At 71.7% G+C, this 22,133-nt stretch carries 19 protein-coding genes and 1 pseudogene; 14 read left to right on the forward strand and 6 right to left on the reverse strand.

Annotated elements, in window-relative coordinates; translation table 11 throughout:
* Positions 1-180: 180 nt before the first annotated feature.
* The gene (locus PCA76_RS02215) at positions 181-633 is read right to left on the reverse strand and encodes a sigma factor (RefSeq protein ID WP_272614914.1); all 453 of its coding nucleotides are present in this window, start codon (positions 631-633) and stop codon (positions 181-183) included.
* A gap of 391 nt (positions 634-1,024) precedes the next feature.
* Here PCA76_RS02215 and ssd point away from each other — a divergent pair, with 391 nt between their 5' ends.
* From ssd to PCA76_RS02250, 7 genes and pseudogenes are all read left to right on the forward strand, one after another.
* On the forward strand, positions 1,025-2,128 hold the full coding sequence (gene ssd / locus PCA76_RS02220; protein WP_272614916.1) for a septum site-determining protein Ssd: 1,104 nt from the start codon (positions 1,025-1,027) through the stop codon (positions 2,126-2,128).
* A complete protein-coding gene (locus tag PCA76_RS02225) occupies positions 2,125-3,336 on the forward strand; it encodes a TadA family conjugal transfer-associated ATPase (RefSeq protein ID WP_272614918.1) in 1,212 nt (403 codons plus the stop codon). Before ssd ends, PCA76_RS02225 begins: the two co-directional genes overlap by 4 nt.
* A gap of 566 nt (positions 3,337-3,902) precedes the next feature.
* Positions 3,903-4,637, forward strand: a pseudogene (locus PCA76_RS02230) (type II secretion system F family protein); the annotation flags it as partial.
* Positions 4,637-5,326, forward strand: a complete 690-nt coding sequence (locus tag PCA76_RS02235) for a type II secretion system F family protein (protein ID WP_442930231.1) — start codon at positions 4,637-4,639, stop codon at positions 5,324-5,326. The pseudogene PCA76_RS02230 and the gene PCA76_RS02235, both read left to right, overlap by 1 nt.
* Positions 5,327-5,348: 22 nt before the next feature.
* Positions 5,349-5,516 carry a DUF4244 domain-containing protein gene (locus tag PCA76_RS02240; RefSeq protein ID WP_088997060.1) on the forward strand — a complete coding sequence of 56 codons (168 nt, stop codon included), beginning with the start codon at positions 5,349-5,351 and terminating at the stop codon, positions 5,514-5,516.
* A complete protein-coding gene (locus PCA76_RS02245) occupies positions 5,513-5,959 on the forward strand; it encodes a TadE family type IV pilus minor pilin (RefSeq protein WP_272614920.1) in 447 nt (148 codons plus the stop codon). The genes PCA76_RS02240 and PCA76_RS02245 overlap by 4 nt, the downstream gene beginning before the upstream one ends.
* Positions 5,959-6,378, forward strand: coding sequence for an Rv3654c family TadE-like protein (locus PCA76_RS02250; protein ID WP_272614921.1), 420 nt, complete (start codon positions 5,959-5,961; stop codon positions 6,376-6,378). Before PCA76_RS02245 ends, PCA76_RS02250 begins: the two co-directional genes overlap by 1 nt.
* A gap of 208 nt (positions 6,379-6,586) precedes the next feature.
* On the opposite strand, the gene PCA76_RS02255 is transcribed toward PCA76_RS02250, so the two are convergent.
* From PCA76_RS02255 to PCA76_RS02265, 3 genes are all read right to left on the reverse strand, one after another.
* A complete protein-coding gene (locus tag PCA76_RS02255; protein ID WP_272614922.1) occupies positions 6,587-7,165 on the reverse strand; it encodes a hypothetical protein in 579 nt (192 codons plus the stop codon).
* 167 nt (positions 7,166-7,332) lie between these two features.
* On the reverse strand, positions 7,333-7,539 hold the full coding sequence (locus PCA76_RS02260) for a hypothetical protein (protein WP_272614923.1): 207 nt from the start codon (positions 7,537-7,539) through the stop codon (positions 7,333-7,335).
* 100 nt (positions 7,540-7,639) lie between these two features.
* Positions 7,640-10,069: a DEAD/DEAH box helicase gene (locus PCA76_RS02265; protein WP_272614925.1), complete on the reverse strand. Its 2,430-nt coding sequence runs from the start codon at positions 10,067-10,069 to the stop codon at positions 7,640-7,642.
* Positions 10,070-10,209: 140 nt separating this feature from the next.
* Here PCA76_RS02265 and PCA76_RS02270 point away from each other — a divergent pair, with 140 nt between their 5' ends.
* The 6 genes from PCA76_RS02270 to topA all read left to right on the forward strand — a co-directional run bounded on the left by PCA76_RS02270 (position 10,210) and on the right by topA (position 18,231).
* Complete coding sequence (locus PCA76_RS02270) at positions 10,210-10,566, forward strand: STAS domain-containing protein (RefSeq protein WP_272614926.1); 357 nt, start codon at positions 10,210-10,212, stop codon at positions 10,564-10,566.
* On the forward strand, positions 10,563-11,000 hold the full coding sequence (locus PCA76_RS02275; protein WP_272614928.1) for an ATP-binding protein: 438 nt from the start codon (positions 10,563-10,565) through the stop codon (positions 10,998-11,000). Before PCA76_RS02270 ends, PCA76_RS02275 begins: the two co-directional genes overlap by 4 nt.
* 316 nt (positions 11,001-11,316) lie before the next feature.
* The gene (locus tag PCA76_RS02280; protein WP_272614929.1) at positions 11,317-13,674 is read left to right on the forward strand and encodes a sodium-translocating pyrophosphatase; all 2,358 of its coding nucleotides are present in this window, start codon (positions 11,317-11,319) and stop codon (positions 13,672-13,674) included.
* A 51-nt stretch (positions 13,675-13,725) separates the two neighbouring features.
* Positions 13,726-14,268: a hypothetical protein gene (locus PCA76_RS02285; RefSeq protein WP_272614930.1), complete on the forward strand. Its 543-nt coding sequence runs from the start codon at positions 13,726-13,728 to the stop codon at positions 14,266-14,268.
* A gap of 38 nt (positions 14,269-14,306) precedes the next feature.
* Positions 14,307-15,029: a hypothetical protein gene (locus PCA76_RS02290; RefSeq protein ID WP_442930232.1), complete on the forward strand. Its 723-nt coding sequence runs from the start codon at positions 14,307-14,309 to the stop codon at positions 15,027-15,029.
* Between the two features lie 361 nt (positions 15,030-15,390).
* Positions 15,391-18,231 carry a type I DNA topoisomerase gene (topA, locus tag PCA76_RS02295; protein WP_272614934.1) on the forward strand — a complete coding sequence of 947 codons (2,841 nt, stop codon included), beginning with the start codon at positions 15,391-15,393 and terminating at the stop codon, positions 18,229-18,231.
* Positions 18,232-18,416: 185 nt separating this feature from the next.
* Here the strand turns inward: topA and PCA76_RS02300 are convergent, their stop codons facing one another.
* Positions 18,417-19,733 (reverse strand): D-arabinono-1,4-lactone oxidase, encoded by a 1,317-nt coding sequence (locus PCA76_RS02300; protein WP_272614936.1) that lies wholly within the window; start codon positions 19,731-19,733, stop codon positions 18,417-18,419.
* Between the two features lie 226 nt (positions 19,734-19,959).
* Here PCA76_RS02300 and PCA76_RS02305 point away from each other — a divergent pair, with 226 nt between their 5' ends.
* Positions 19,960-20,553: a TetR/AcrR family transcriptional regulator gene (locus tag PCA76_RS02305; protein WP_272619136.1), complete on the forward strand. Its 594-nt coding sequence runs from the start codon at positions 19,960-19,962 to the stop codon at positions 20,551-20,553.
* A 152-nt stretch (positions 20,554-20,705) separates the two neighbouring features.
* Here PCA76_RS02305 and PCA76_RS02310 read toward each other — a convergent pair whose 3' ends face one another.
* Positions 20,706-21,911: an amino acid deaminase/aldolase gene (locus PCA76_RS02310; protein WP_272614938.1), complete on the reverse strand. Its 1,206-nt coding sequence runs from the start codon at positions 21,909-21,911 to the stop codon at positions 20,706-20,708.
* Between the last annotated feature and the right edge of the window lie 222 nt (positions 21,912-22,133).

Here is a 22,133-nt window from a genome sequence, read left to right on the forward strand (position 1 = left end):
GTCAGGCCACCCCCCAGACCTGCGGGCTGGCACCAATATCTCCGCTCCGCGTGATCACGCTCACACTCTGCGAGGAGATTTTCGCAGTGAGTGGAGACAGCAACACTCGACGTGACGGGCCCGCTCAGGCAGACTTGTCCGCACGACGAGTTTTCACATCCTCGAAAACAGACAAGACCCTCAGCGGTTGCACCCCCCGTGACCGCTGAGTGGTTCGGCTCGACCCCCCCGGAGCCGAACCTTCGACGACCCCCGTCTCCCCCCGACGGGGGTCGTCCCTTTCTGGGGAGCGCGCCACCGCAGCTCACAGGTCGTCCTCCTGCCCGTCCGGAGCTGGTCTGCGACATCGTCCGCGTGGTCCCGTGCGACCACGTCGTAGTTCCCGAGAGTCTGCTCCGGCCGCCGTGCACGTCTCCGCCATCGGTTGATCGGTCGGTCGACCAACGCGCGTCGGGCGTAGGCATCCGGACTGATCCCTACCCGACGCCAGCGCACGTACAGCTGCTCCAAAACCTCCTGAAGCAGATCCTCGGTTGCATGCCGATCGCCCGTCAGTAGGTAGGCGACACGCAACAGCGCCACCGACCGTGTGCGGACGAACTCGTCGAACTCCGCACCCCGCGAATCTCGCATCTGACCTCCGGTCTCGTCAGTTAGCAAGACACCGCAGCATGCCCGCAGGTTTGCCGGCCTGCCATCGAGGGCGGCTCAGCTCCGCCGCGGCATGGCCCAGAGCATCGTGCCGACAGTAGGTGCTCCAGTTGGGGAGTGACCCCGCCGCCGGGTGACCGCGTCGCGTCCGCTGGTTGCCGGTGCCGGGCCGCTCCTTCTGGGGGCGTCCGTCGTGCTCCGTCCAGCTGCGGCGGCTCCGGAGGACAGGCCGCGCGCGTAGCAGATCAACTGCCTCGGCGGGCGTTGTCCACAGCCCGCGAGGTTGTCCACAGGCGGCGCGGTCGGGACGGTTTGTGCGGTGGTTTCCGAGCAGGGTCGGCGGCATACCAGAGCCCGACCGCTGGAGGCCGCGATGCCATCCCGTACCTCGGTTCCGCCGATCCGCCGGCTTCCGCTGGTCGTCACCGGCGACGACGATCTGCTCGATGATGTGCTGCGGCTCGCCGCCGCCGGCGGGACCGAGGTGGAGCTCGCCGGCGACCCTGCGGCCGCCCGCACCCGGTGGCTTCCCGCGCCGCTCGTGCTGCTCGGCGCCGATCAGGCGCAGTCGTGTCTGCGTGCCCGTTTGCCGCAGCGGCCCCGGCTGGTGCTGGTTGGCCGGGCCGGCCAGCTCGACCCCGGCTGGCAGATCGCTGAGCTGATCGGGGCCGAGCACGTCGCCATGCTCCCCGCCGCGGAGCCGTGGCTGGTGGACCGGTTCGCCGAGCATGGTCCGGACCGTCCGTCCGGCGTCGGCGCCCGGGTTGTCGCGGTGCTCGGTGGCCGGGGCGGTGCAGGGGCGAGTGTGCTCGCCGGCGGTCTTGCCGTGACCGCAGCCCGAGCCCGGTTGCGCACGCTGCTGGTCGACGCCGACCCGCTCGGTGGTGGCCTCGACCTCGTGCTCGGCTGGGAGCAGTTGGAAGGGTTGCGCTGGCCGTCGCTCACCGGCGCTGACGGGCGGGTGGATGCCCCGGCGCTGGTGCAGGCCCTGCCCAGCCGAGGTGACCTGGTGGTGCTCTCCTGGGACCGCGGCGAGATGCTGCCACTCCCGGTGGCGGCGATGGCGGCAACCATCGACGCCGCCCGACGTGGTCGGGACTTCGTGGTTGTCGACCTGCCCCGTCAGTTGGACGAAGCGGCCGTGGTGGCGTTGCAGGCAGCCGACCAGGCGTTCGTCGTCGTTCCGGCCGAGCTGCGTGCCACCGCTGCGGCCGCCCGGGTGGTGGCCGCAGCCGCCCCGCACTGCGCCGCGTTCTCGGTGGTGGTGCGCGGGCCGGCCCCGGGCCGGCTGCGCGCGACCGAGGTGGCACGGGCGCTCGGGCTTCCCCTGGCCGGCACCCTGCGCCCCGAGCCAGGCCTCTGCCGCGGGCTGGAACGAGGCGAGGCGCCGGCCGCCGCCGGCAAGGGCCCACTGGCAGCCCTCTGCCAACGAATCGTCACCGACCTCACCGGTGTGCCCGCGACGGGTGCGGCATGACCGGCCGGCCGGAGGACGCCACCCTCGCCGCGCGGGTGCGTCAGCGGATCGCTGCCGCCACCACCCCGGTGACACCGGCGGCGATCGTCTCCGCGGTACGGGCCGAACCCACCGCCGCAGTGCTCGGCGACACCGCCGTGCTGCGGATCGCCGACCGGGTGCACGACGACCTCGTCGGTGCCGGGCCCCTGGCCCCACTGCTCGCTGACCCGGAGGTCACTGACGTCCTGGTCAACGGGACTCGGGTCTGGGTCGACCGTGGTTCGGGGTTGCAACAGGTCGCGATCCCGGTGGGCTCGGCGGAGGACGTTCGCCGGCTGGCGCAGCGACTGATCGCCAGCGCCGGGCGGCGGCTCGACGACGGCTCCCCGTACGCGGACGCCCGGCTCCCCGACGGCACCCGGTTGCACGCCGTGCTGCCGCCGGTGGCGACCGAGGGTCCCTACCTGTCCCTGCGGACCTTCCGACACCGGCCCTTCACCCTCGACGAGTTGGTGCGCCACGGGACGGTGCCCCGGCCGGTGGCGCCACTGCTCGCCGCCGTCGTCGCGGCCCGGCTGGCGTACCTGGTGACCGGGGGCACGGGGTCGGGCAAGACGACCCTGCTCAACACGCTCCTGGGGTTGGTGCCAACCACCGAGCGGATCGTGCTGGTGGAGGACGCGGCCGAGCTGCATCCGGGGCACCCACACGTGGTGGGGCTTCAGGCGCGTACCGCCAATGTGGAGGGGACGGGCGTCGTCAGTCTCGGCGACCTGGTCCGGCAGGCGTTGCGGATGCGACCGGACCGCCTGGTGGTCGGGGAGTGCCGGGGCGGTGAGGTGGTCGACCTGCTGGCGGCGCTCAACACCGGCCACGACGGGGGCGCCGGCACGCTGCACGCCAACACCCCGTCGGACGTGCCGGCCCGGCTGGAGGCGCTGGGCATGCTGGGTGGGCTGCCCCGCGCCGCGCTGCACGCTCAGGTAGCCGCCGCTCTGCAGGTGCTGTTCCAGGTGCGCCGTGGCGACCGGGGACGCGTCCTGGAGTCGGTCTGCCTGCTGCTGCCCGAGGGCCCCGAACGGTTGGTGACCGTGGTGCCCGCCTGGGTACGCGGCCGAGGGCTCGGGCTGGCCGCCCGTGCGCTCGGGGCGCTACTGCGGGACCGTGGAGTGGCGGTGCCTCCGATCCTCAGCGAGCCGTGGCCTGGATCGGCAGGCCCGGCATGACCGGCATGACCGGCGGGACGATGCTGGTCGCGGCGCTGCTCCTGGTCACCGCCGCCCTGGTGGCCTGGCCCGTGCACAGCATCCGGGCCCGCCGACGTCGCGTGTTCGCGACGGGACGCGGAAGCGGCGGCACAGATCCGGATGACGCGCTGGTGGAGTGGATCCGAGAACTCGGTCGCGCGCCGGACGAGCCGGTCGGCGGGTCTGGCGACGCTCCGACCCCAGGTCAATTGGTCGGCGTTCCAGTGGAGGCGGTAACCACTGCGGGTTCCAACGGGAGGCGGACGGCGCTCGGCTGGCCCAGCCGGGACGCCACCGTTAGCCCGAGCTGGCCCGGGGCGACGGGCGGGTCGGTGGGGCCCACGCGTCCGGCCGGCCCGACGCGCCCGCCGATCCGCCGGGATCCCCGGCGACCCGCCGGCACCGCCCGGCCGGAGGCCACGATCCTGGACGCGCAACGACGGGGAGGCACATCCCCGGCTGCGATCACCCTCGACTGCGAAGGCGTGGAGGCGGACCGTTGGGGCGATGCCTCAGGCACGGCGACGGCCGATGGACGCGGAGGCGTCGCGGCGGACCGTCGAGGCGACACATTCGGCGCGGCAACGGTCGAGGGGCGCAGGGATGTCGATCTCCGTGGCCACCGTTCCGTCGCCCCGGCCGGTCGGCCGAGCGCGGGTTTCGTGCGTGGCTCGCGGTCGACGGCGCGTGTGCTGCCGTTGGTTGGCCTGCTGGGAGGCGGTGTCGGTGCCGTGGTCGGCGGCCCGGTGGCTGCGGTCGCGGTGGCCGGGTACGGCACGCTGGCCGTGCGCGCCGTGCTGCGCTGGCGAGTGCACCGGAGCGCCGAGCGATTCCGACGACGTGGGCTGGACCAGCTCTGCGGCCTAGCGGCGGACCTTCGGGCCGGCCTGCCCGTCCCGCACGCGCTCGAAGCCGCCGCCGCTGAGCGGGACGGGTCGGACCGGCTGCGCCAGCTGACCGCTGCGGCGGTGCGACTGGCTGACCGGACCGGCGCGCCGCTGGCGGAACTCGTCGAGCGGATCGAGGCCGACGCTCGGGCGACAGACCGGGGTCTGGCCGCCGCAGCGGCCCAGGCCGCCGGCGCCCGGGCCACGGCCTGGTTGCTGGCGGCGTTGCCGATCGGCGGGATCGGGCTCGGGTACGGGATAGGCGTCGACCCCGTGGCGGTACTTCTGCACAGCACGGTCGGCGGAGCCTGTGCGATTCTCGCGGTCGCCCTGCAGGTCGTGGGTCTCCTCTGGGCTGAACGGCTGGGCGCGGCACCGGGGCGGGCCGGATGATGTCCCAGCGCCCGGGGAGCCAACGCAGCTCAGCGAGCCAACGCAGCTCAGCAATCCAACGCAGCTCAGCGAGCCGACGCAGCTCAGCCATTCGGCGGCCGGACGCGATCCGGATCGCCGCGGCGTTGGGCGGTCTCGCCGTGGCCGTGGTCGTCGAGGGCTGGCTTGGGCTGCTCGGTGCGGTCCCGACCGCCTTCCTGCTGGATCTCCTGCTGCGGCGGATCGAGTCGCCGAGCGTGCGTAAGCGGCGGCTCCAGGAAGCCGCCGACCTTCCGCTCGCTGTCGACCTTCTGGCTGCGGCGATGCGGGCGGGCGCTCCGGTGGATCGTTCGGTGCTGGCCGTCGCCGAAGCGTTGGACGGGCCGCTCACCGGCCGGTTGGCCCGAGTCGGCCGCACGCTGCTCCTCGGCGGTGGCCCGGCGGAGGCGTGGTCCGCGCTGGACGGGGTGCCCGGCGCGGATCGCCTGACCGCAGCGGCGTTGCGTTCGGCCAACAGTGGTGCCGCCCTGGCCGGTGCACTGACCCGGCTCGCCGATGACCTACGTGCCGACCGGGCCACCGCTGCCGAGGCGTCGGCTCGTCGGGCCGGCGTGCTCATCGTCCTGCCGTTGGGGCTCTGCTTCCTGCCGGCGTTCATTCTCGCCGGCCTGGTGCCGGTGATCGTCGCCGTTCTCGGCGACGTGCTCTGACCCATCGAGAAGGGAAACAGCCATGCGCAAACTCTTCGCACGTCTGCGCGGTGACGCCGGAATGAACACGGCCGAGTACGCCGTCGGCACGCTCGCCGCAGTCGCCTTCGCCGGAATCCTGTTGAAGGTGCTGACCTCCGGCAACGTCCAGTCGGCACTGACCGCCGTCATCGACCGGGCGCTGAAGTGATCGGGCGCCGGCAGGCCGGCCCCGATCCGAGGTCTGGCGCTCCTGGTCGGCCGGCTGGCGACGGGTGGAGATTCCGCGCTGCCGAACGCGCCGCCGGCGGGGACCGAGGGTCGTTCACCGCCGAACTGGCGGCCGGCCTGCCGGCGCTTCTCCTGCTCCTGCTGGCCGGCCTGACCGCGGTCAACGCTGTCAGCGCACAGGCGAGCTGCCTGCACGCGGCCCGGGAGGCAGCGTTGGCCGCCGCCCGGGGTGCGGACGGCAGCGCGGAAGGCGGGCGCGCGGCGCCGCCGGGGGCGGAGGTGTCGGTGTCCGTCGACGGCGACCGGGTGCAGACGACGGTACGCGCGCCCGTCCGCACGCTGGGCGGCCGACTACCGCGGATCACCGTGGTCGCCACCGCCGTCGCAGCCGTGGAACCGGGCTCTGCCGAGGGGAGTTGGTAGTGCGACGAACTGATGGTCGGTCACTCCGCTTCGGCGACAGACCGAACGCCGAGCGACTCGATGATGGTCGGCCGGACGCGGAGCGGGGTGGTGCGACGGTCCTGCTGTTGGCGATAGGGCTGGTCTTCGTGCTGTTCGGGACGTACGCCGCCGCCATCGTCGCAGTCGGGATGGCAGGTCAGCGGGCGGCGGTGGCAGCAGATCTCGGCGCGCTGGCCGGGGCCACCCGGGCACTCGACGGCGACGCGACGGCCTGCGCCTCCGCTGCCGACATCACCCGCCGCAACGGTGGTCGGCTGATCGGCTGTCGCCTCGACGGACTGGACGTGCTGGTGACCGTCGAGGTGGCGTTCACGCCACTTCCCGGGCTGACCCGGGTCGTCACGTCGACGGCCCGCGCCGGCCCAGTGCGCGGCTGAACGAGACAGGGGCCGGACCAGGCCCAGCTACCGACGGCCGGCCTGCCGGGGCCAGGCCCAGCTGCCGACGGCATGCCGGGACCAGGCCCAGCTGCCGACGGCCTGCCGGGACCAGGCCCAGCTGCCGACGGCCTGCCGGCCGGGACCAGGCCGAGGGCCGTGTCCCGGCCGGCGGCCGAGGAGCGGGCGGCCGGTGAGGCCGGGTGTGTCAGCGGGCCTGGAGCGCGTCGAGGGCGACGGCCATCGCGATGACCAGGCGGCGATCGATCTGCGGGTTCTGCACCTCGACGATGTACTTGTCGCGCAGGCCCCACTTCTTGACCACGGTGAAGACCGGTTGGCCGCCAGCGGTGAAGTCGAAGTGGTACGGCAGCCAGGACAGCGAGTCGACGAACCGGCGCAGCAGCGCCACCGGCATGCTGCGCTCCTGGCCCGTCACCTGCGGCAGGCCGGCCTGCTCGACGTGCCAGGTGGAGCGGAGCAGCGACTGGGCGAAGTCCTTGCGGAACAAGCCGATCGGGTTGCCGGCCGCGTCGGTGACGTCGTACGTGGCACCGAGGTCGATGCGCTGGCGGGCCTTGAACCCGAGCAGGGGCTGCTGCTTGGAGTCGTCCGTGTAGATCGTCACCTGCTCCTTGAAGGCGAGCCGCTTCTGCTGCGCGAACGCCAGCAGCTCACCCTCGGTGCCGTCCGGGGAAACCGCCCGAACCTCGTACTGGTTGACCATCATGCGCAGTCGCTGGCGAATGTAGAACTGCTGCTGGTTCTGCAGATTGTCGAGCTGCATTCAAACTCCTCAGGGATTGGTCCGCCGGAGTCTCGCACAGCCCGCCAACCTCTGCGTTCCTGTCTGCTCTCCACGCTCACTTGAATGCTGAGTAGTCGTCCGATGGTCCTGGAAGCTACCCAGCATCAAGTGATCCCTGGTGCCTGTGCCGGATCGGGGAGAAGACGTCAGCGACCGTCGGCTGTCGCGGCCCGCAGCGCCCAGCCGTTGAGGACCTGATGGATGCCCCGCAGCCGTTCGTTGATCTGCTCCAGGCGTTCCGCCTGGGCCAGGGCAGCCAGCGCGGATCCGAGCGCGATCTGCTGGTCAAGAGTGAGTTGTTCCTGGTCGATGGTATAGAGCAGGTCGACGGTCTCGGCGATGGTGTCGGCCACGGCTCCTCCTCGGGGCGCGGGGGTGAACGGCAGGACAGGCATCGATGGAAGCGCTCCCACACATTGTGCCCCGCGTCGGGCGTATTCATGCAAGCCTGACTCAGGCGGGCAGGTTCGCCAGCACCACGTCGAGCACCCGGATCGCGTCCGGCTTGGAGAGCGGGCTGTTGCCGTTGCCGCACTTCGGGGACTGCACGCAGGATGGGCAGCCGGCCTCGCAGCCGCACTCGGCAATCGCGTCCCGGGTGGCCCGCAGCCACGCCGACGCCGTCCCGTACGCCCGCTCGGCGAACCCGGCGCCGCCCGGGTGCCCGTCGTAGACGAAGACGGTCGGCGCCTCGGTGTCCGGGTGAACCGCGGTGGAGAGCCCGCCGATGTCCCACCGGTCGCAGGTGGCCATCAGCGGCAGCAGACCGATCGCGGCGTGTTCGGCGGCGTGCAACGCGCCCGGCACGTCGGCCGACTGGACTCCGGCGAGAGCCAACGACTGCGGGGACAGGGTGAACCAGACCGCCACCGTGCGCAGTTCCCGGGTGGGCAGGTCGAGCGGTCGGGTGTCGATCACCTCGCCGGTGGCGATCCGCCGCCGTTGGTACGACACCACCTGACTGGTCACGTCCACCTCGCCGAGGAACATGCCGACCGGCCCGGCGTCCACGTAGGAGCGCACCGACACCACGGACAGGTCGGTGACGTCGCGGGCGTGGGTGGACCAGTCCGGTTCCTCTGCGTGCACCAACGCGCAACCGTCGGCGAGGTCGAGCTCGTCGACCACGTACGAGACTCCCTGGTGCAGATGGACCGCGCCGGAGTGGAGCAGGAAGTGCGAGGAGCCACCGTCGACCGTGCCGAGCAGCCGGCCGGTCGACGACTCCACCACGCAGACCGGGGCGCCGCCCTGGCCGCGCAGGTCCACCTCGGGCCGCTCCCGGTGCCGCCAGTACCAGCCGGTGGGCCGCTGCCGCAGCGCCCCGGCCGCCACCAGCTGGTCGACCGCCTCCTTCGCCCCGTCGCCGAAGAGTGTCAGGTCGGCCGGGGTGAGTGGGGCCTCGACCGCGGCGCAGGCGAGTTGCGGTGCCAGCACGTACGGGTTGGCCGGGTCGAGCACCGTCGCCTCCACCGGCGCGCCGAAGATCGCCTCCGGGTGGTGCACCAGGTAGGTGTCCAGTGGGTCGTCCCGGGCGACCAGCACCGCGAGGGCCTCCTGCCCGGAGCGTCCGGCGCGGCCCGCCTGCTGCCACAGTGACGCCCGGGTGCCCGGGTAGCCGCAGATCAGCACCGCGTCCAGCCCGACCAGGTCCACGCCCAGCTCCAGCGCGTTGGTGGAGGCCAGGCCGAGCAGGTCGCCGTGCAGCAGCGCCCGTTCCAGTTCGCGCCGCTCCTCGCGCAGGTAGCCGCCCCGGTAGGCGGCCACCCGGTCGCCGAGCCCGGGCACCGCGTCGTCCAGCGCCCGGCGCGCACTGGCCGCCACGACCTCGGCGCCCTTGCGGGAGCGGACGAACGCGAGTGTGCGTACCCCCTCGGCGACCGTGTCGGCGAGCAGGTCCGCGGTCTCGCGCAGCGCCGACCGGCGGACCTGGACGAGGTCCGTCACGCCGTCGTGCCCGCCCGTCGCCTGTGCGGGCACCGCCGAGGACGCCGACGAGTCGGGTGGCAGCAGCGGCGGCTCCCAGAGTGCGAAGGTCACCCCGCCGCGCGGTGACGCGTCCTCGGTGACCGCCGTCACCGGCAGGCCGGTCAGCCGCCCGGCCGCGGTCGCCGGGTCACCGGAGGTCGCCGAGGCGAGTACGAACACCGGGGTGGCCCCGAACCGGGCGCACTGCCGGCGCAGCCGACGCAGGACGTGGGCCACGTGCGAGCCGAACACCCCTCGGTAGGTGTGGCACTCGTCGATCACCACGTACGCGAGTCGGCGCAGGAAACCGGACCATTGGGCATGCCCGGGCAGGATGCCGTGGTGCAGCATGTCGGGGTTGGTCAGCACGAACCGGGAGTGCCGGCGGATCCACTCCCGCTCGGCGCGCGGAGTGTCCCCGTCGTAGCAGGCTGGGCGGACTCCCTCCAGCTCCAGCGCGGCGACGGACCGCAACTGGTCGGCGGCGAGCGCCTTGGTCGGCGCCAGGTAGAGCACGGTGGCCCGGGGGTCGGCGAGCAGGGTGGCCAGCGCCGGGAGCTGGTACGCCAATGACTTGCCGGACGCGGTGCCGGTGGCGACCACCACGTGCTCGCCCTCGTACGCCAGGTTGGCGGCCTCGGCCTGGTGCTGCCAGGGCGCGACCACGCCGCGCCGGGTGAACGCCGTGCGCAACTCCACCGGTGCCCACGACGGCCACGGCGCGGGCACCCCGGCGCGGGCCGGCACCCGTTCGACGTGGGTGACCGGGTCGCCGGCGCCCCGGGTACGCAGCCGGCGCAGCAGGTCGACCGGCGATGGCCCGGTGCCGGGACCAGCGGATACGGTGGCCGCGGACGACGACTCCAGGTCGTGGCGCGGCGTAGGACGCGCCGAGCTGGAGTCGTTGGAGGTCACGCCCTGCACTCTCGCACTGGTGTTCGGAGATGAAAAGTCGGGCCGGGGGGTAAGGGGAAGCCTCCGCTGGCGTCCGCAGGCCGCACCGGCGGTAGTGGTTAGATGCCCACGAGAGTTTACGGCTCTGGCGAGGAGGACCGATGGAGCTGTCACTGGCGACCCGCACCGTGGGCGAGCACACGGTGCTCGAGGTCGGTGGTGAGGTGGACGTCTACACCGCGCCCCGGCTTCGCGAACGACTCCTCGAACTGATCGACGGTGGCGCCCGTCACGTGGTGGTTGACCTCGGTCGGGTGGACTTCCTCGACTCCACCGGGTTGGGCGTGCTGGTCGGCGCCCTCAAGCGGCTCCGCGCGGCCAGCGGTTCGTTCGCCCTGGTCTGCGACAAGGAGCCCCTGCTCAAGATCTTCCGGATCACCGCACTGGACCAGGTGTTTCCGTTGCACCCGACGGTCGACGCGGCGATCAGCGCCGACTCGGCGGGCGCCGGCGCGTGATGGCGACCGTCAAGCTCTCGTTCTCGCCCGCCCCGGTGCATGTACGCACCGCCCGGCTCGTCGGCGTTGCCGTCGCCCGGCGTGCCGGCGTGCGGGAGGATCTGTTGGACGAGGTGCGCCTGGCCATCGGCGAGGCGTGTACCCGCGCGGTGGCCCTGCATCGGCAGTACGGCCTGCCCGACCCGGTGCTGGTGGAGATGTCCGACGGCGGTTCGTACTCGGTGCGGGTGGTGGACCGGGCGCCGATCGAGGCTGGCATCGGTCTGACCGCGTTGCCGCCGGACGAGCTGGCCAACGAGTCGCTCACCGATGAGGCGTTGACCACCGGCGTCGGCTTCGCGCTGCTCGCCGGCTTCGTCGAGGACCTGCAGGTGCGCCCTGTCGACGAGGGCATCGGCACCGAGGTGCGGATGGTGTGGCCGGTCGGCCGCTGACCCTTTCCGATTCGTAGGCCGCATCCCCAGCTGGGGATGCGGCCTTGTTTTCATGGACCGTTCCCTATATCAGATTTCGTTTCATAACACAGCGACGAAGATCATCGCGACACGGTGGCACCTGCGTGTGACCTCCAACACTGCGGAGGGCTACAGTACCCGGGTTGTCAGCAAGTGATCCATCCCGCAGCCAGCGGGTATGGGTGGTCATCGCTGGTCCGCTGGTGGGTTGGCGCGCGCTTGCGAGTCCGCATCCAGGCGTCGGTCAGTGCGTCTCCACTCACCGGCGCGATTGTTCGGTAACAGGAGGACACAGATGTCCGGGACCTTGGCCGCCGACGGCGGCGGGCTTTCCCTTACCGGAAGCAATGTCACCTACGTCGTCATCGCCGCGGTAGTCGCGCTGGTGGCGCTCGGTTTCGCTGCCGCCCTGACAAAAACGGTGCTGGCCGCTGGTAAGGGCACCAACAAAATGCAGGAGATCTCGGAGGCGGTCCAGGAGGGCGCCTCGGCCTACCTGCTCCGCCAATTCCGCACCCTGGCGATCTTCGTCGTCGTTGCCGTGGTGCTGCTCTTCATGCTCCCGGTGCACGACACCGCTGGCAGCGAACTCGCGGTGAAGATCGGCCGTTCGCTCTTCTTCGTCGTGGGCGCCCTGTTCAGCGCGTTCATCGGCGGCGCCGGCATGTGGCTGGCCACCCGCGCCAACCTGCGCGTGGCCGCCGCCGCGAGGGAGCGGGTAGGCGGCCGTGAGGCGGCCATGAAGATCGCGTTCCGGACCGGTGGCGTCGTCGGCTTCCTCACCGTCGGCCTCGGCCTCGTCGGTGCCGCGCTGGTCGTCCTGGTCTACCGGGGTGACGCGCCGACCGTGCTGGAGGGCTTCGGCTTCGGCGCCGCGCTGCTCGCGATGTTCATGCGGGTCGGCGGCGGCATCTTCACCAAGGCCGCCGACGTCGGCGCCGACCTGGTCGGCAAGGTCGAGCAGGGCATCCCCGAGGACGACCCGCGCAACGCCGCCACCATCGCCGACAACGTGGGCGACAACGTCGGCGACTGCGCCGGTATGGCCGCCGACCTGTTTGAGTCGTACGCGGTCACGCTGGTCGCCGCGCTGATCCTGGGTCGCGCCGCGTTCGGCGAGGACGGCCTGGTCTTCCCGCTGATCATCTCCACCATCGGCGTGCTGGTCGCGATCTTCGGAGTCTTCGTCACCCGGCTTCGCGCGTCCGACCGCAACGCCCTGACCGCGATCAACCGGGCCTTCTACATCTCGGCGGTGCTCTCCGCGGTGCTGGTGGCGATCGCCGCCTACGCCTACCTGCCGGCGACCTTCGGCGAGTTCGATGGCGGCCTCACCGACGCCTCCGGCAACCCGCGGCTGGTGGCCATCGGCGCGGTGGTGATCGGCATCGTGCTGGCCGCCGCGATCCAGGCACTGACCGGCTACTTCACCGAGACCAACCGGCGACCGGTGCAGGACATCGGCAAGAGTTCACAGACCGGCGCGGCCACCGTGATCCTGGCCGGCATCAGCATCGGTCTGGAGTCGGCCGTCTACTCGGCGCTGCTGATCGGCGCGGGCGTCTTCGGCGCGTTCCTCCTCGGTGGCAGCTCCATCACGCTGTCGCTGTTCGCGGTGGCGCTGGCCGGCACCGGCCTGCTCACCACGGTCGGCGTGATCGTCGCCATGGACACCTTCGGGCCGATCTCCGACAACGCTCAGGGCATCGCCGAGATGTCCGGTGACATCGACGAGCACGGCGCTCGCACGCTCACCGAACTGGACGCGGTGGGCAACACCACCAAGGCGATCACCAAGGGCATCGCGATCGCCACCGCGGTTCTCGCCGCGACCGCGCTGTTCGGCTCCTACACCGACTCGCTGCGCACCGCGTACGCGGACGCCGGCGTGGGCGACGTCGGGACCGAGATCCTCAACTCGCTGAACGTGGCGAACCCGCGCAACCTGGTCGGTCTGATCATCGGTGCCGCGGTGGTCTTCCTCTTCTCCGGGCTGGCCATCAACGCGGTGTCCCGCTCGGCCGGCGCCGTGGTGATGGAGGTCCGCCGGCAGTTCCGTGAGCTGCCCGGCATCATGGACGGCACCCAGCGCCCGGAGTACGGCAAGGTCGTCGACATCTGCACCCGGGACGCGCAGCGCGAGCTGATGACCCCCGGCCTGCTCGCCATCCTGGCGCCGATCGCGGTCGGCTTCGGCCTCGGGCCCGGCGCGCTCGCGGCGTACCTGGCCGGTGCGATCGGTGCCGGCACCCTGATGGCGGTCTTCCTGTCCAACTCCGGTGGGGCCTGGGACAACGCCAAGAAGTTGGTCGAGGACGGCGCGTACGGCGGCAAGGGCTCCGAGGCGCACGCCGCCACGGTCATCGGCGACACCGTCGGCGACCCGTTCAAGGACACCGCCGGCCCGGCGATCAACCCGCTGCTCAAGGTGATGAACCTGGTCTCGCTGCTGATCGCGCCCGCCGTGGTGGCGTACAGCGTCGGCGACGACCGGAACGTCGGCCTGCGGGTCGGCATCGCGCTGGTCGCGACGCTGATCATCGTGGCGTCGGTGGTGTTCAGCAAGCGCAAGGGCATCGCGATGGACTCCGACGCCGATGGCAACACCGGCGCGGGGAGCACCGATCACCGACCGGAGACGGTCAACGCCTGATCCAGCACCGGCCCGGTGCCACACCTGGCCAAAGGCCGTACGCTGCAACGCATGCGTACGTGCCGGGCGTCTGCCGCCGGAAAATTCACGGTGGTCCTGGCCACGATCGTCGTCGTGCTCGCCGGCTGTGGTGGGGGGCCCAGCCCACGGGCCTGGGCGGCTTCGGTCTGCGGCGCGCTCACCCCGTGGCGCTCCGAGATCAGCAAGTTGACCAGCAGCACGGACGAGCAGATGACCGCACGGACCACGCCGGCGCAGGCCAAGGAGAACCTGGTGCGGCTCTTCGGTGGGGCGGAGCAGGCCAGTGAGGCCGCGCGCCGCAAGGTGGAGCAGGCGGGCGTCCCGGAGACCGACAACGGCGAGGCCATCTCCGCCGGTTTCCGCAGTTCACTGGGGAAGATGCGGGACGCCTACGGCCGTGCCCGGGACACCATCGACGGGTTGGGCATCGGCGAGCCGACGGTCTTCTACGACGGCGTGCGGTCCGCGGTGGAGACCCTCAACAAGGAGTACGACGCCAGCGCGCTGGACACCAGCAAGCTCAACTCCGAGGAGCTGAAACAGGCCTTCGACGAGGTGCCGGAGTGTCGCTGAGCGGGCTCGGCGATTCCCCGGCGGCGCAGCCGCCGGCGCTGTTTCCCGTCCCCGAGCCCGGTGAGCCGACACCCGGTGAGCCAACACCCGGTGAGCCGACACCCGGTGAGCCGACACCAGGCACGCCGCGCCGCCGCAGTGGGCCAGCTCAGCCCGGCCCCCCGCCGACCGAGGACGCGGGCCGGCAACTTGTCTTCTTCGGCGCGGAGGCGGCCGAACCGACGGTCGCCGACCTGGCCGGGCTGCTCGCCGGGCCGGGCGAGGTGGTACGGATGGGCGGCACGGCCCGGCTGTCGGTGCAGGTGGACGCCGCGTGGCGGGTGCACGTGCTCGTCGCCGAACTGGCGTCGCGGGGGCTGGCGGCGAGCTGGGAGCCGACCGAGGGCGAGCGACACGCCGTCCGTACGTCGTACACCCGGGTCTTGAAGCCGCTCGCGGCCGCCTGGCTGCACGGTCCGGCGAAACGCCCACCGGCCACCTTTCATCTGACCGGCCGGCGGCTGCGGTTGTGGCTCGCCGCCGCCGGGACGCCGGAGCAACCCGGCGGCTTCCTGCTGCGGCTCGGTGCGGACGACCAGGAGTGCTGGGAGCCGATCGGGGTGGCGCTCGCCGCGGCAGGGCTCGCTGGCACGCTGGTCGGCCCGGCTGAGGGCGGCCCGGCGTACCGGATCACTGGTCGGCGCAGGTTGGGCCGGCTCGCCGAGCTGGTCGGTGGGCCGCCGCGCGCGGCGCCTGCCGACGCGTGGCCGACCCGACCCTGAACCGGTCATTTCGCCCAGGTTGTCGACGGTGTGGGAGCGGCGGCCGGGTGTCCGGTGCCGGACAGCGGGCGGGCCGATCCAGGCGGAAAACGGGCGGGTCGGACCCCGGCCGTGGGCCCGCCATCCTCACAGTGGCCCGCTTCGAGCCCTACTCACGGTGTACGGTGGCGCCGTCCGGCAGTGCTGAGCGCGGCGGGGCGGGCGTCGACCGCCGCGCCATAGCGGTTTGCGGCCCGCGAAACCCGAAGCGCGGGCGGCGCGTTACGTTGGACATCCGGACCGCCGGTGCGACGGCGGGGTCGAAAGCGGTCGCTGTCCGGGCGCCGGCAGACCACGAGCAGGAGTGAGGTCGGGGAGAGACGTGCCAAGTAACGCTGGAACCACCCGTCTGGTCATCGTCGAGTCACCGGCGAAGGCCAAGACGATCTCGGGCTACCTCGGCCCGGGGTACGTCGTGGAGGCCAGCTTCGGTCACGTCCGCGACCTGCCGCGCAACGCCGCCGATGTGCCGGCCAAATACAAGAAGGAACCCTGGGCCCGGCTCGGGGTGGACGTGGACAACGGCTTCCACGCGCTCTACGTCGTCTCCGCCGACCGTAAGCAGCAGATCAGCAAGCTGATAAAGCTGGCCAAGGAAGTCGACGAGATCTTCCTGGCGACGGATGAGGACCGCGAGGGCGAGGCGATCGCCTGGCACCTGGTCGAGACGCTCAAGCCCAAGGTCCCGGTCAAGCGGATGGTCTTCCACGAGATCACCAAGCCGGCGATCCAGGCGGCGGTGGCCAACCCCCGGGAGATCGACCGCGACCTGGTCGACGCCCAGGAGGCCCGGCGGATCCTCGATCGGCTGTACGGCTACGAGGTCTCCCCGGTGTTGTGGAAGAAGGTCATGCCGAGGCTCTCGGCCGGCCGGGTGCAGTCGGTGGCGACCCGCATCGTGGTCGAGCGGGAGCGGCAGCGGATGGCCTTCCGCACCGCCGAGTACTGGGACATCCTGGCCACCCTCGCCGTGGCCAACGCCGGTGAGGGTCCGCGTGCGTTCACCGCCACCCTGATCGCGTTGAACGGCGACCGGATCGCCTCCGGCAAGGACTTCGAGCCGACCACCGGCCGGGTGAAGCCCGGTGCCGGTGTCGTGCACCTCGACGAGAGCGGCGCCCGTGGGCTGGCGGCCCGGCTCGCGGGGCGGCCGTTCACCGTCACCCGGGTCGAGGAGAAGCCCTATCGTCGCCGCCCGTACGCGCCGTTCATCACCTCGACCCTTCAGCAGGAGGCGGCCCGCAAGCTGCGCCTGTCGTCGCAGCAGACGATGCGCACCGCGCAGCGCCTGTACGAGAACGGCTACATCACCTATATGCGTACCGACTCGGTGAACCTGTCGGAGACCGCCATCTCGGCGGCCCGACGGCAGATCGTCGAGCTGTACGGCGAGCGCAGTGTGCCGCCGGAGCCGCGCCGCTACACCGGCAAGGTGAAGAACGCGCAGGAGGCGCACGAGGCGATCCGCCCGGCAGGGGACAACTTCCGCACCCCGGGTGAGGTCGCCAAGGAACTGTCCGCCGAGGAGTTCAAGCTCTACGAGCTGATCTGGCGGCGCACCATCGCCTCGCAGATGACCGACGCGGTCGGCTCCAGCGTGTCGGTGCGCATCCGCGCGGTCTCCACCTCGCAGGAGGAAGCCGACTTCGGCGCGACCGGCAAGACCATCACGGACCCGGGCTTCCTGCGCGCGTACGTCGAGTCCAGCGACGACGAGACCGCCGAGGCCGAGGACGCCGAGCGCCGGCTGCCCACCCTGGTCAAGGACCAGCCGCTGACCGCCGACGAGCTGGCCGCGCAGGGCCACCACACCCAGCCGCCGTCGCGCTACACCGAAGCGTCGCTGGTCAAGGCCCTAGAAGAGCTGGGCATCGGCCGCCCGTCCACCTACGCGTCGATCATGCAGACGATCCAGGACCGGGGGTACGTCACCAAGCGCGGCCAGGCGATGATCCCTACCTTCCTGGCCTTCGCGGTGATCGGGCTGATGGAGCAGCACTACCCCCGCCTCATCGACTACGACTTCACGGCCACGATGGAGAACGAGCTGGACGAGATCGCCGGCGGTGACCACGCCGCGGTCGACTTCCTCACCGCGTTCTACTTCGGCAGCTCCAACGGCGCCGGTGACCAGGGCATCGCTCGCTCCGGTGGGCTCAAGAAGCTGGTCACCGAGAACCTCAGCGACATCGACGCCCGCAGCGTCAACTCCATCCCGCTCTTTACCGACGACGACGGCCGCGAGGTCGTCGTGCGGGTCGGCCGGTACGGGCCGTACCTGCAGCGGGAGCTGCCCGGCGGCGAGCAGCCGACACCGGCTGCCTCCGGCGAGGGCGAGGAAGGCAGCGCCCAGGGCGACCGGGCGCCGATCCCGGAGGGCCTGGCCCCGGACGAGCTGACCCCGGAGAAGGTGCACGAGCTGTTCCTCGGCGGCAGCGGCGAGCGCAAGCTCGGCGACGACCCCGCGACCGGCGAGCCGATCGTGCTCAAGTCCGGCCGGTTCGGCCCGTACGTGTCCAGCGGTGAGCGGAAGTCCTCGCTGCTGCGTACGCAGACACCGGACTCGCTGACCCTGGAGGAGGCGCTCAAGCTGCTCAGCCTCCCCCGGCTGATCGGTGTCGCGCCCGACGGCGTCGAGGTCTTCGCCAACAACGGCCGCTACGGCCCGTACGTCAAGCGGGGCGAGGAGTTCCGTTCGCTCGAGTCCGAGGACCAGATGTTCACGGTCGGCCTGGACGCGGCGCTGGCCCTGCTGGCCGCCCCGAAGGCCCGTGGACGGCGCGCTGCGGCACCGCCACTGCGCGAGATGGGCGTCGACCCGGCGACCGAGAAGCCGCTGGTGATCAAGGACGGCCGGTTCGGCCCGTACGTCACCGACGGCGAGTTCAACGCGTCGCTGCGGCGCGGGCAGACTCCGGAGGAGCTGAGCCTCGCGGAAGCATCCGAGATGCTGGCCGAGAAGCGGGCGAAGGGTCCGGCGCCGCGTAAGAAGGCGGCGGCGAAGAAGGCCCCGGCGAAGAAGGCCACGGCCACCAAGAAGACGGCCGCCGCCAGCAAGTCCACCGCCGCGAAGAAGACCACGACGGCCAAGGCCACCACTGCGGCCAAGAAGACCCCGGCCAAGAAGGCCGCACCCCGCAAGGCCGCCACCAGCACGGAGTGACCCGCCGAGGACCCTCCTAGCGTGATCGTCACGGTTTCGGTGAAGTCGCGGTATCCCGCGGTCGGGGATAGCCCGGTTTCAGCGATCCGGAGTCGATCACGCTCGGTGCGCTCGGTCTGACGCTGCTCGGTCGGTGGCGAGGCATTGGACGAGCTCGCGCTCTTGCGCCGGCGGCCCCGTCGTCGTCAGGCGCCGAGGACGTGGTTCAGGTGGGGGCTGGTGAAGACGCGGTTGGGGTCCAGCCGGTCGCGGATCGCCTGGAAGTCGGCGAAGCGCGGGTACGCGTCAGCCAGTGAGGCGGCATCGCGGTAGTGCAGCTTGCCCCAGTGCGGGCGGCCCCCCAGCCCGGCGGCAACCTCCTCGAAGGCCCGGAAGTACGGCTCGTACGGCATGCCGACGTACTGGTGCACGGCGATGTAGGCGTTGTCCCGGCCGTAGCCGTGCGACAGCCAGATGTCGTCGGCGGCGGTGAATCGCACCTCCACCGGGAAGAGCACCTTGAACGGCAGCCCGTCGACGATCCGCTGGAGCGCGGCTAGTGCCTCGGGCAGCGCCTCGCGGGGCAGGCCGTACTCCATCTCCACGAACCGGACCCGGCGCGGGGTGCAGAACACCCGGTCGGAGCGGCCGGTGTACTGGCGTTCGGTGAGGGCGCGGGCGGAGACCGCGCTGATCCCCGGGGCCAGCGCGGGCACGGCCCGGCCGAGTCGGCAGGCGCCGGCGAAGACGGTGTTGGCCAGGAAGTCGTCGTCCAACCAGCCACGCCAGCGGGGCAGTGGCCGGTCGTTGGCGGGTACCCGGTCGTTGGTCTTGATTTGGACCCGCTGGGTGTAGGGGAACCAGTAGAACTCGACGTGGTCGTGCCGGCCGATCAGCGCGGGCAGGTCGCCAAGCACCTCGGACATTTCGGCCGGGCGTTCGTGGGCGCGCAGCACGAAGGCGTCCACGCAGCGCAGGGTCACCTCGACCAGGACGCCGAGCGCACCGATCGACACCCGGGCGGCGGCGAAGACGTCGGGATTGTCGTCGGCGGAGCAGCGCAGCACCTCGCCGGTGCCGGTGACCAGGGTGATCGCCTCGACGAAGGTGGACAGGCACCCCCACCCGGCGCCGGTGCCGTGGGTGCCCGTGGAGATCGCCCCGGCGACGGTCTGCGCGTCGATGTCGCCAAGGTTGGGCAGCGCGAGGCCGTGCCGGGCGAGCAGGCCGTTGAGGGCGTGCAGGGTCATTCCCGCCGGTACGGTGACCAGCCGGTGTGCGACGTCGACGCTGACCGTGGTGTTCAATTCGGACAGTTCCATCCGGCGGTCGTCGGCGAGCGCGACGGCGGTGAACGAGTGGCCGCTGCCCGTCACGCGGATCCGACCGCCGTCAGCCGCAGCCAATCGGACGGCTTCTGCGACGTCGCTCGGCGAGCCGGGGCGCAGGATCGCGGTGGCGCTGCCACGCTGGTTGCCGGCCCAGTTGGACCACGGTGCGGTGAGCGATGCGGTGCCGGCCATGCGCGCTCCTCATTCATGAATATGAACTGACTTCATATCAGGAACGTTCTAGCTGGTAAATACCGCAATTGCGATCCGCTCGTTGTACCGGTAGTCACGGACTCGTGACGTGGAGATATGTTCATCCGTCGAAGGGGGGTGGCACCGAGTGTCCACACCAGCCGCCACGACCGGGCCGCTGCGCCGCGTACCGGTGCAGGGTCGAAGTGTCGCGCGCGTACAGCGCATGTTGGATGCCTGCGCCGAACTCGTCGACGAGGTGGGGTACGAGGGGCTGACCACGACCCTGCTCGCCGAGCGTGCCGAAGTGGCGATCGGGTCGGTTTACCAGTTCTTCCCGGACAAACGGGCGATCGTGCAGGCGTTGACCCTGCGCACGATGGAGTCCTACCTTCAGCGCCTCGACGAGCGGTTCGCCTCCGACGAGATGACCCACTGGTGGGACGGCGTCGACGCGGGGATCGACGAATACATCACGATGCACCGCACCGTCCCCGGCTTCCGTACTCTGCACTTCGGCGACGTGGTCGACCTGCACCTGCTCGACGAGCAGCGGGACAACAACGGCGTGATCGCCGACCAGTTGGCCCGGGTGCTCACCGAGCGTTTTGGGCTCACTAACGTACCGAAGCTGCGCTTCGTCCTGGAGATCGCGGTCGAGGCGGCCGACGCGCTGATCAAGCTCGCGTTCCGGCGGAGGTCCGACGGCGACGAGCGGGTGCTGCTAGAGGCGAAGGCGCTCATCCGGGAATACCTGCACCGCCAGGTCGACGGCCACGACAGCGGCCAGCCCGCCGAGCAGCAGGCCCAGCCCGCCTGAGCCGCGCCCCAGCCCGCCTGAGTCGCGCCCCAGCCCCGAGCCGCGCCCCGCCGATCTAGGGCGGATCGTCGTGAGTTGATCTCCTGGAACAGCCACCTGCCCTAGATCGACGGGGGCGGGTGGCGCTGGCAGGGCCGGGACGGGGCGACGGGTCAGAGGAAGGCGTGTCCCTCGCCTCGGTAGGTGGGGACGGTTGCCACGATTTCATTCCCCTTGATCAGGTGTAGCTCGTTGACCCGTTCACACAGCTCACCGGCCTTGGCGTGCCGGAACCACACCCGGTCGCCGACGCGCAGGGTGGCCGCCGCCGCACCGGACAACGGGGTCTGCACCTCGCCGGCACCCTCGGTGCCGACCAGCTTGAGCCCGGCCGGTAGCCACGGTCGGGGCAGTCGGCTGTCGGCGGCCGGGCCGGAGGCGATCCAGCCGCCGCCGAGCACGGTCGCCAACTCCGGCGTCGGCCGGCGGACCACCGCGCAGGCGAAGAACGCCGCAGGGGTGGGCCGCCAGGCGCGGTACGCGTCGAACAGCGTCGGCCCGTACAGGCCCGATCCCGCGGTGATCTCGGTGACCGCGGGGTCGGCGCTGGTCGCGGCCATGCTGCCGGTGCCGCCGCCGTTGACGAACTCCAGGTCGGCGTGCTCGCGTACCGCGGCGACCGCCGCGCCCCGGCGGGCCAGCAGTTCGCGGTACGACCTGCGCTGGGCCAGCCGGATCGCGCCGGCCAGCAGCGCCTGCCCCGGCGGCGCGTCGCCCAGACCGGCGATCTGCGCCTCGTACGACATGAGGCCGACCAGCCGGTAGCCGGCACGGCGGGTGACGGCGGCGGCAAGCAAGCCGGCCGCCCGAGCGCTGTGCACCGGTGAACGGCGGACGCCGACGTGCACCCCGCGTACCGGCCGCCAGGATGCGTCCAGTTCCAGGCAGACCCGCAGCTCGGCGCGCTGCCCGGGGGCGCGGACGTCGTCGATGAGGTCGAGCTGCCCGGTGCTGTCGATCATCAGCGTGACCGCGTCGGCCAGCGTCGGATCGGCGGCCAGCTCAGCGAGTGCCGCGCGGTCCACGCTCGGGTACGCGACCAGCACGTCGTCGGTCACGCCGGCCCGGACCAGCCAGATCGCCTCGGGCAGGGTGAACGCCATCACGCCGTGCCAGCCGGGTCGGGTGAGCGCTCGGCTGATCAACTCCCGGGCACGGACCGACTTGCTGGCCAGTCGGACCGGTTTGCCGGCGGCGCGCTCGGCCAGCGCGGCCGAGTTGGCGTCGAAGGCGTTGAGGTCGACCACCGCGTACGGCGGGTCGAGGTGAGCGGTCGCCCGATCCAGGCGCTCGCGAAGTTTGTCGCTTTCGATGGCCACGTGAGCACGCTAACTGTCCGACGATGAATGCGAAATACCCTCGCGTACGTCCGGGCTGCGGTCGGTGCCTCCGGCGGCCTAGGCTCAGCGAGCAGGAGAATGTCGCCGGTGGGGCGGCCCCCCACCGGGTCTAGAGTGTTCCACCGAGGATGCCCAGGGATGGGCCGGCACGTGGAGGTACGGCCATCGAAAGCCAGAACAGCGGCGAGTCGCCCGGCGTGT

The sequence above is a fragment of the Micromonospora sp. LH3U1 genome (assembly GCF_028475105.1).
GTDB lineage: Bacteria > Actinomycetota > Actinomycetes > Mycobacteriales > Micromonosporaceae > Micromonospora.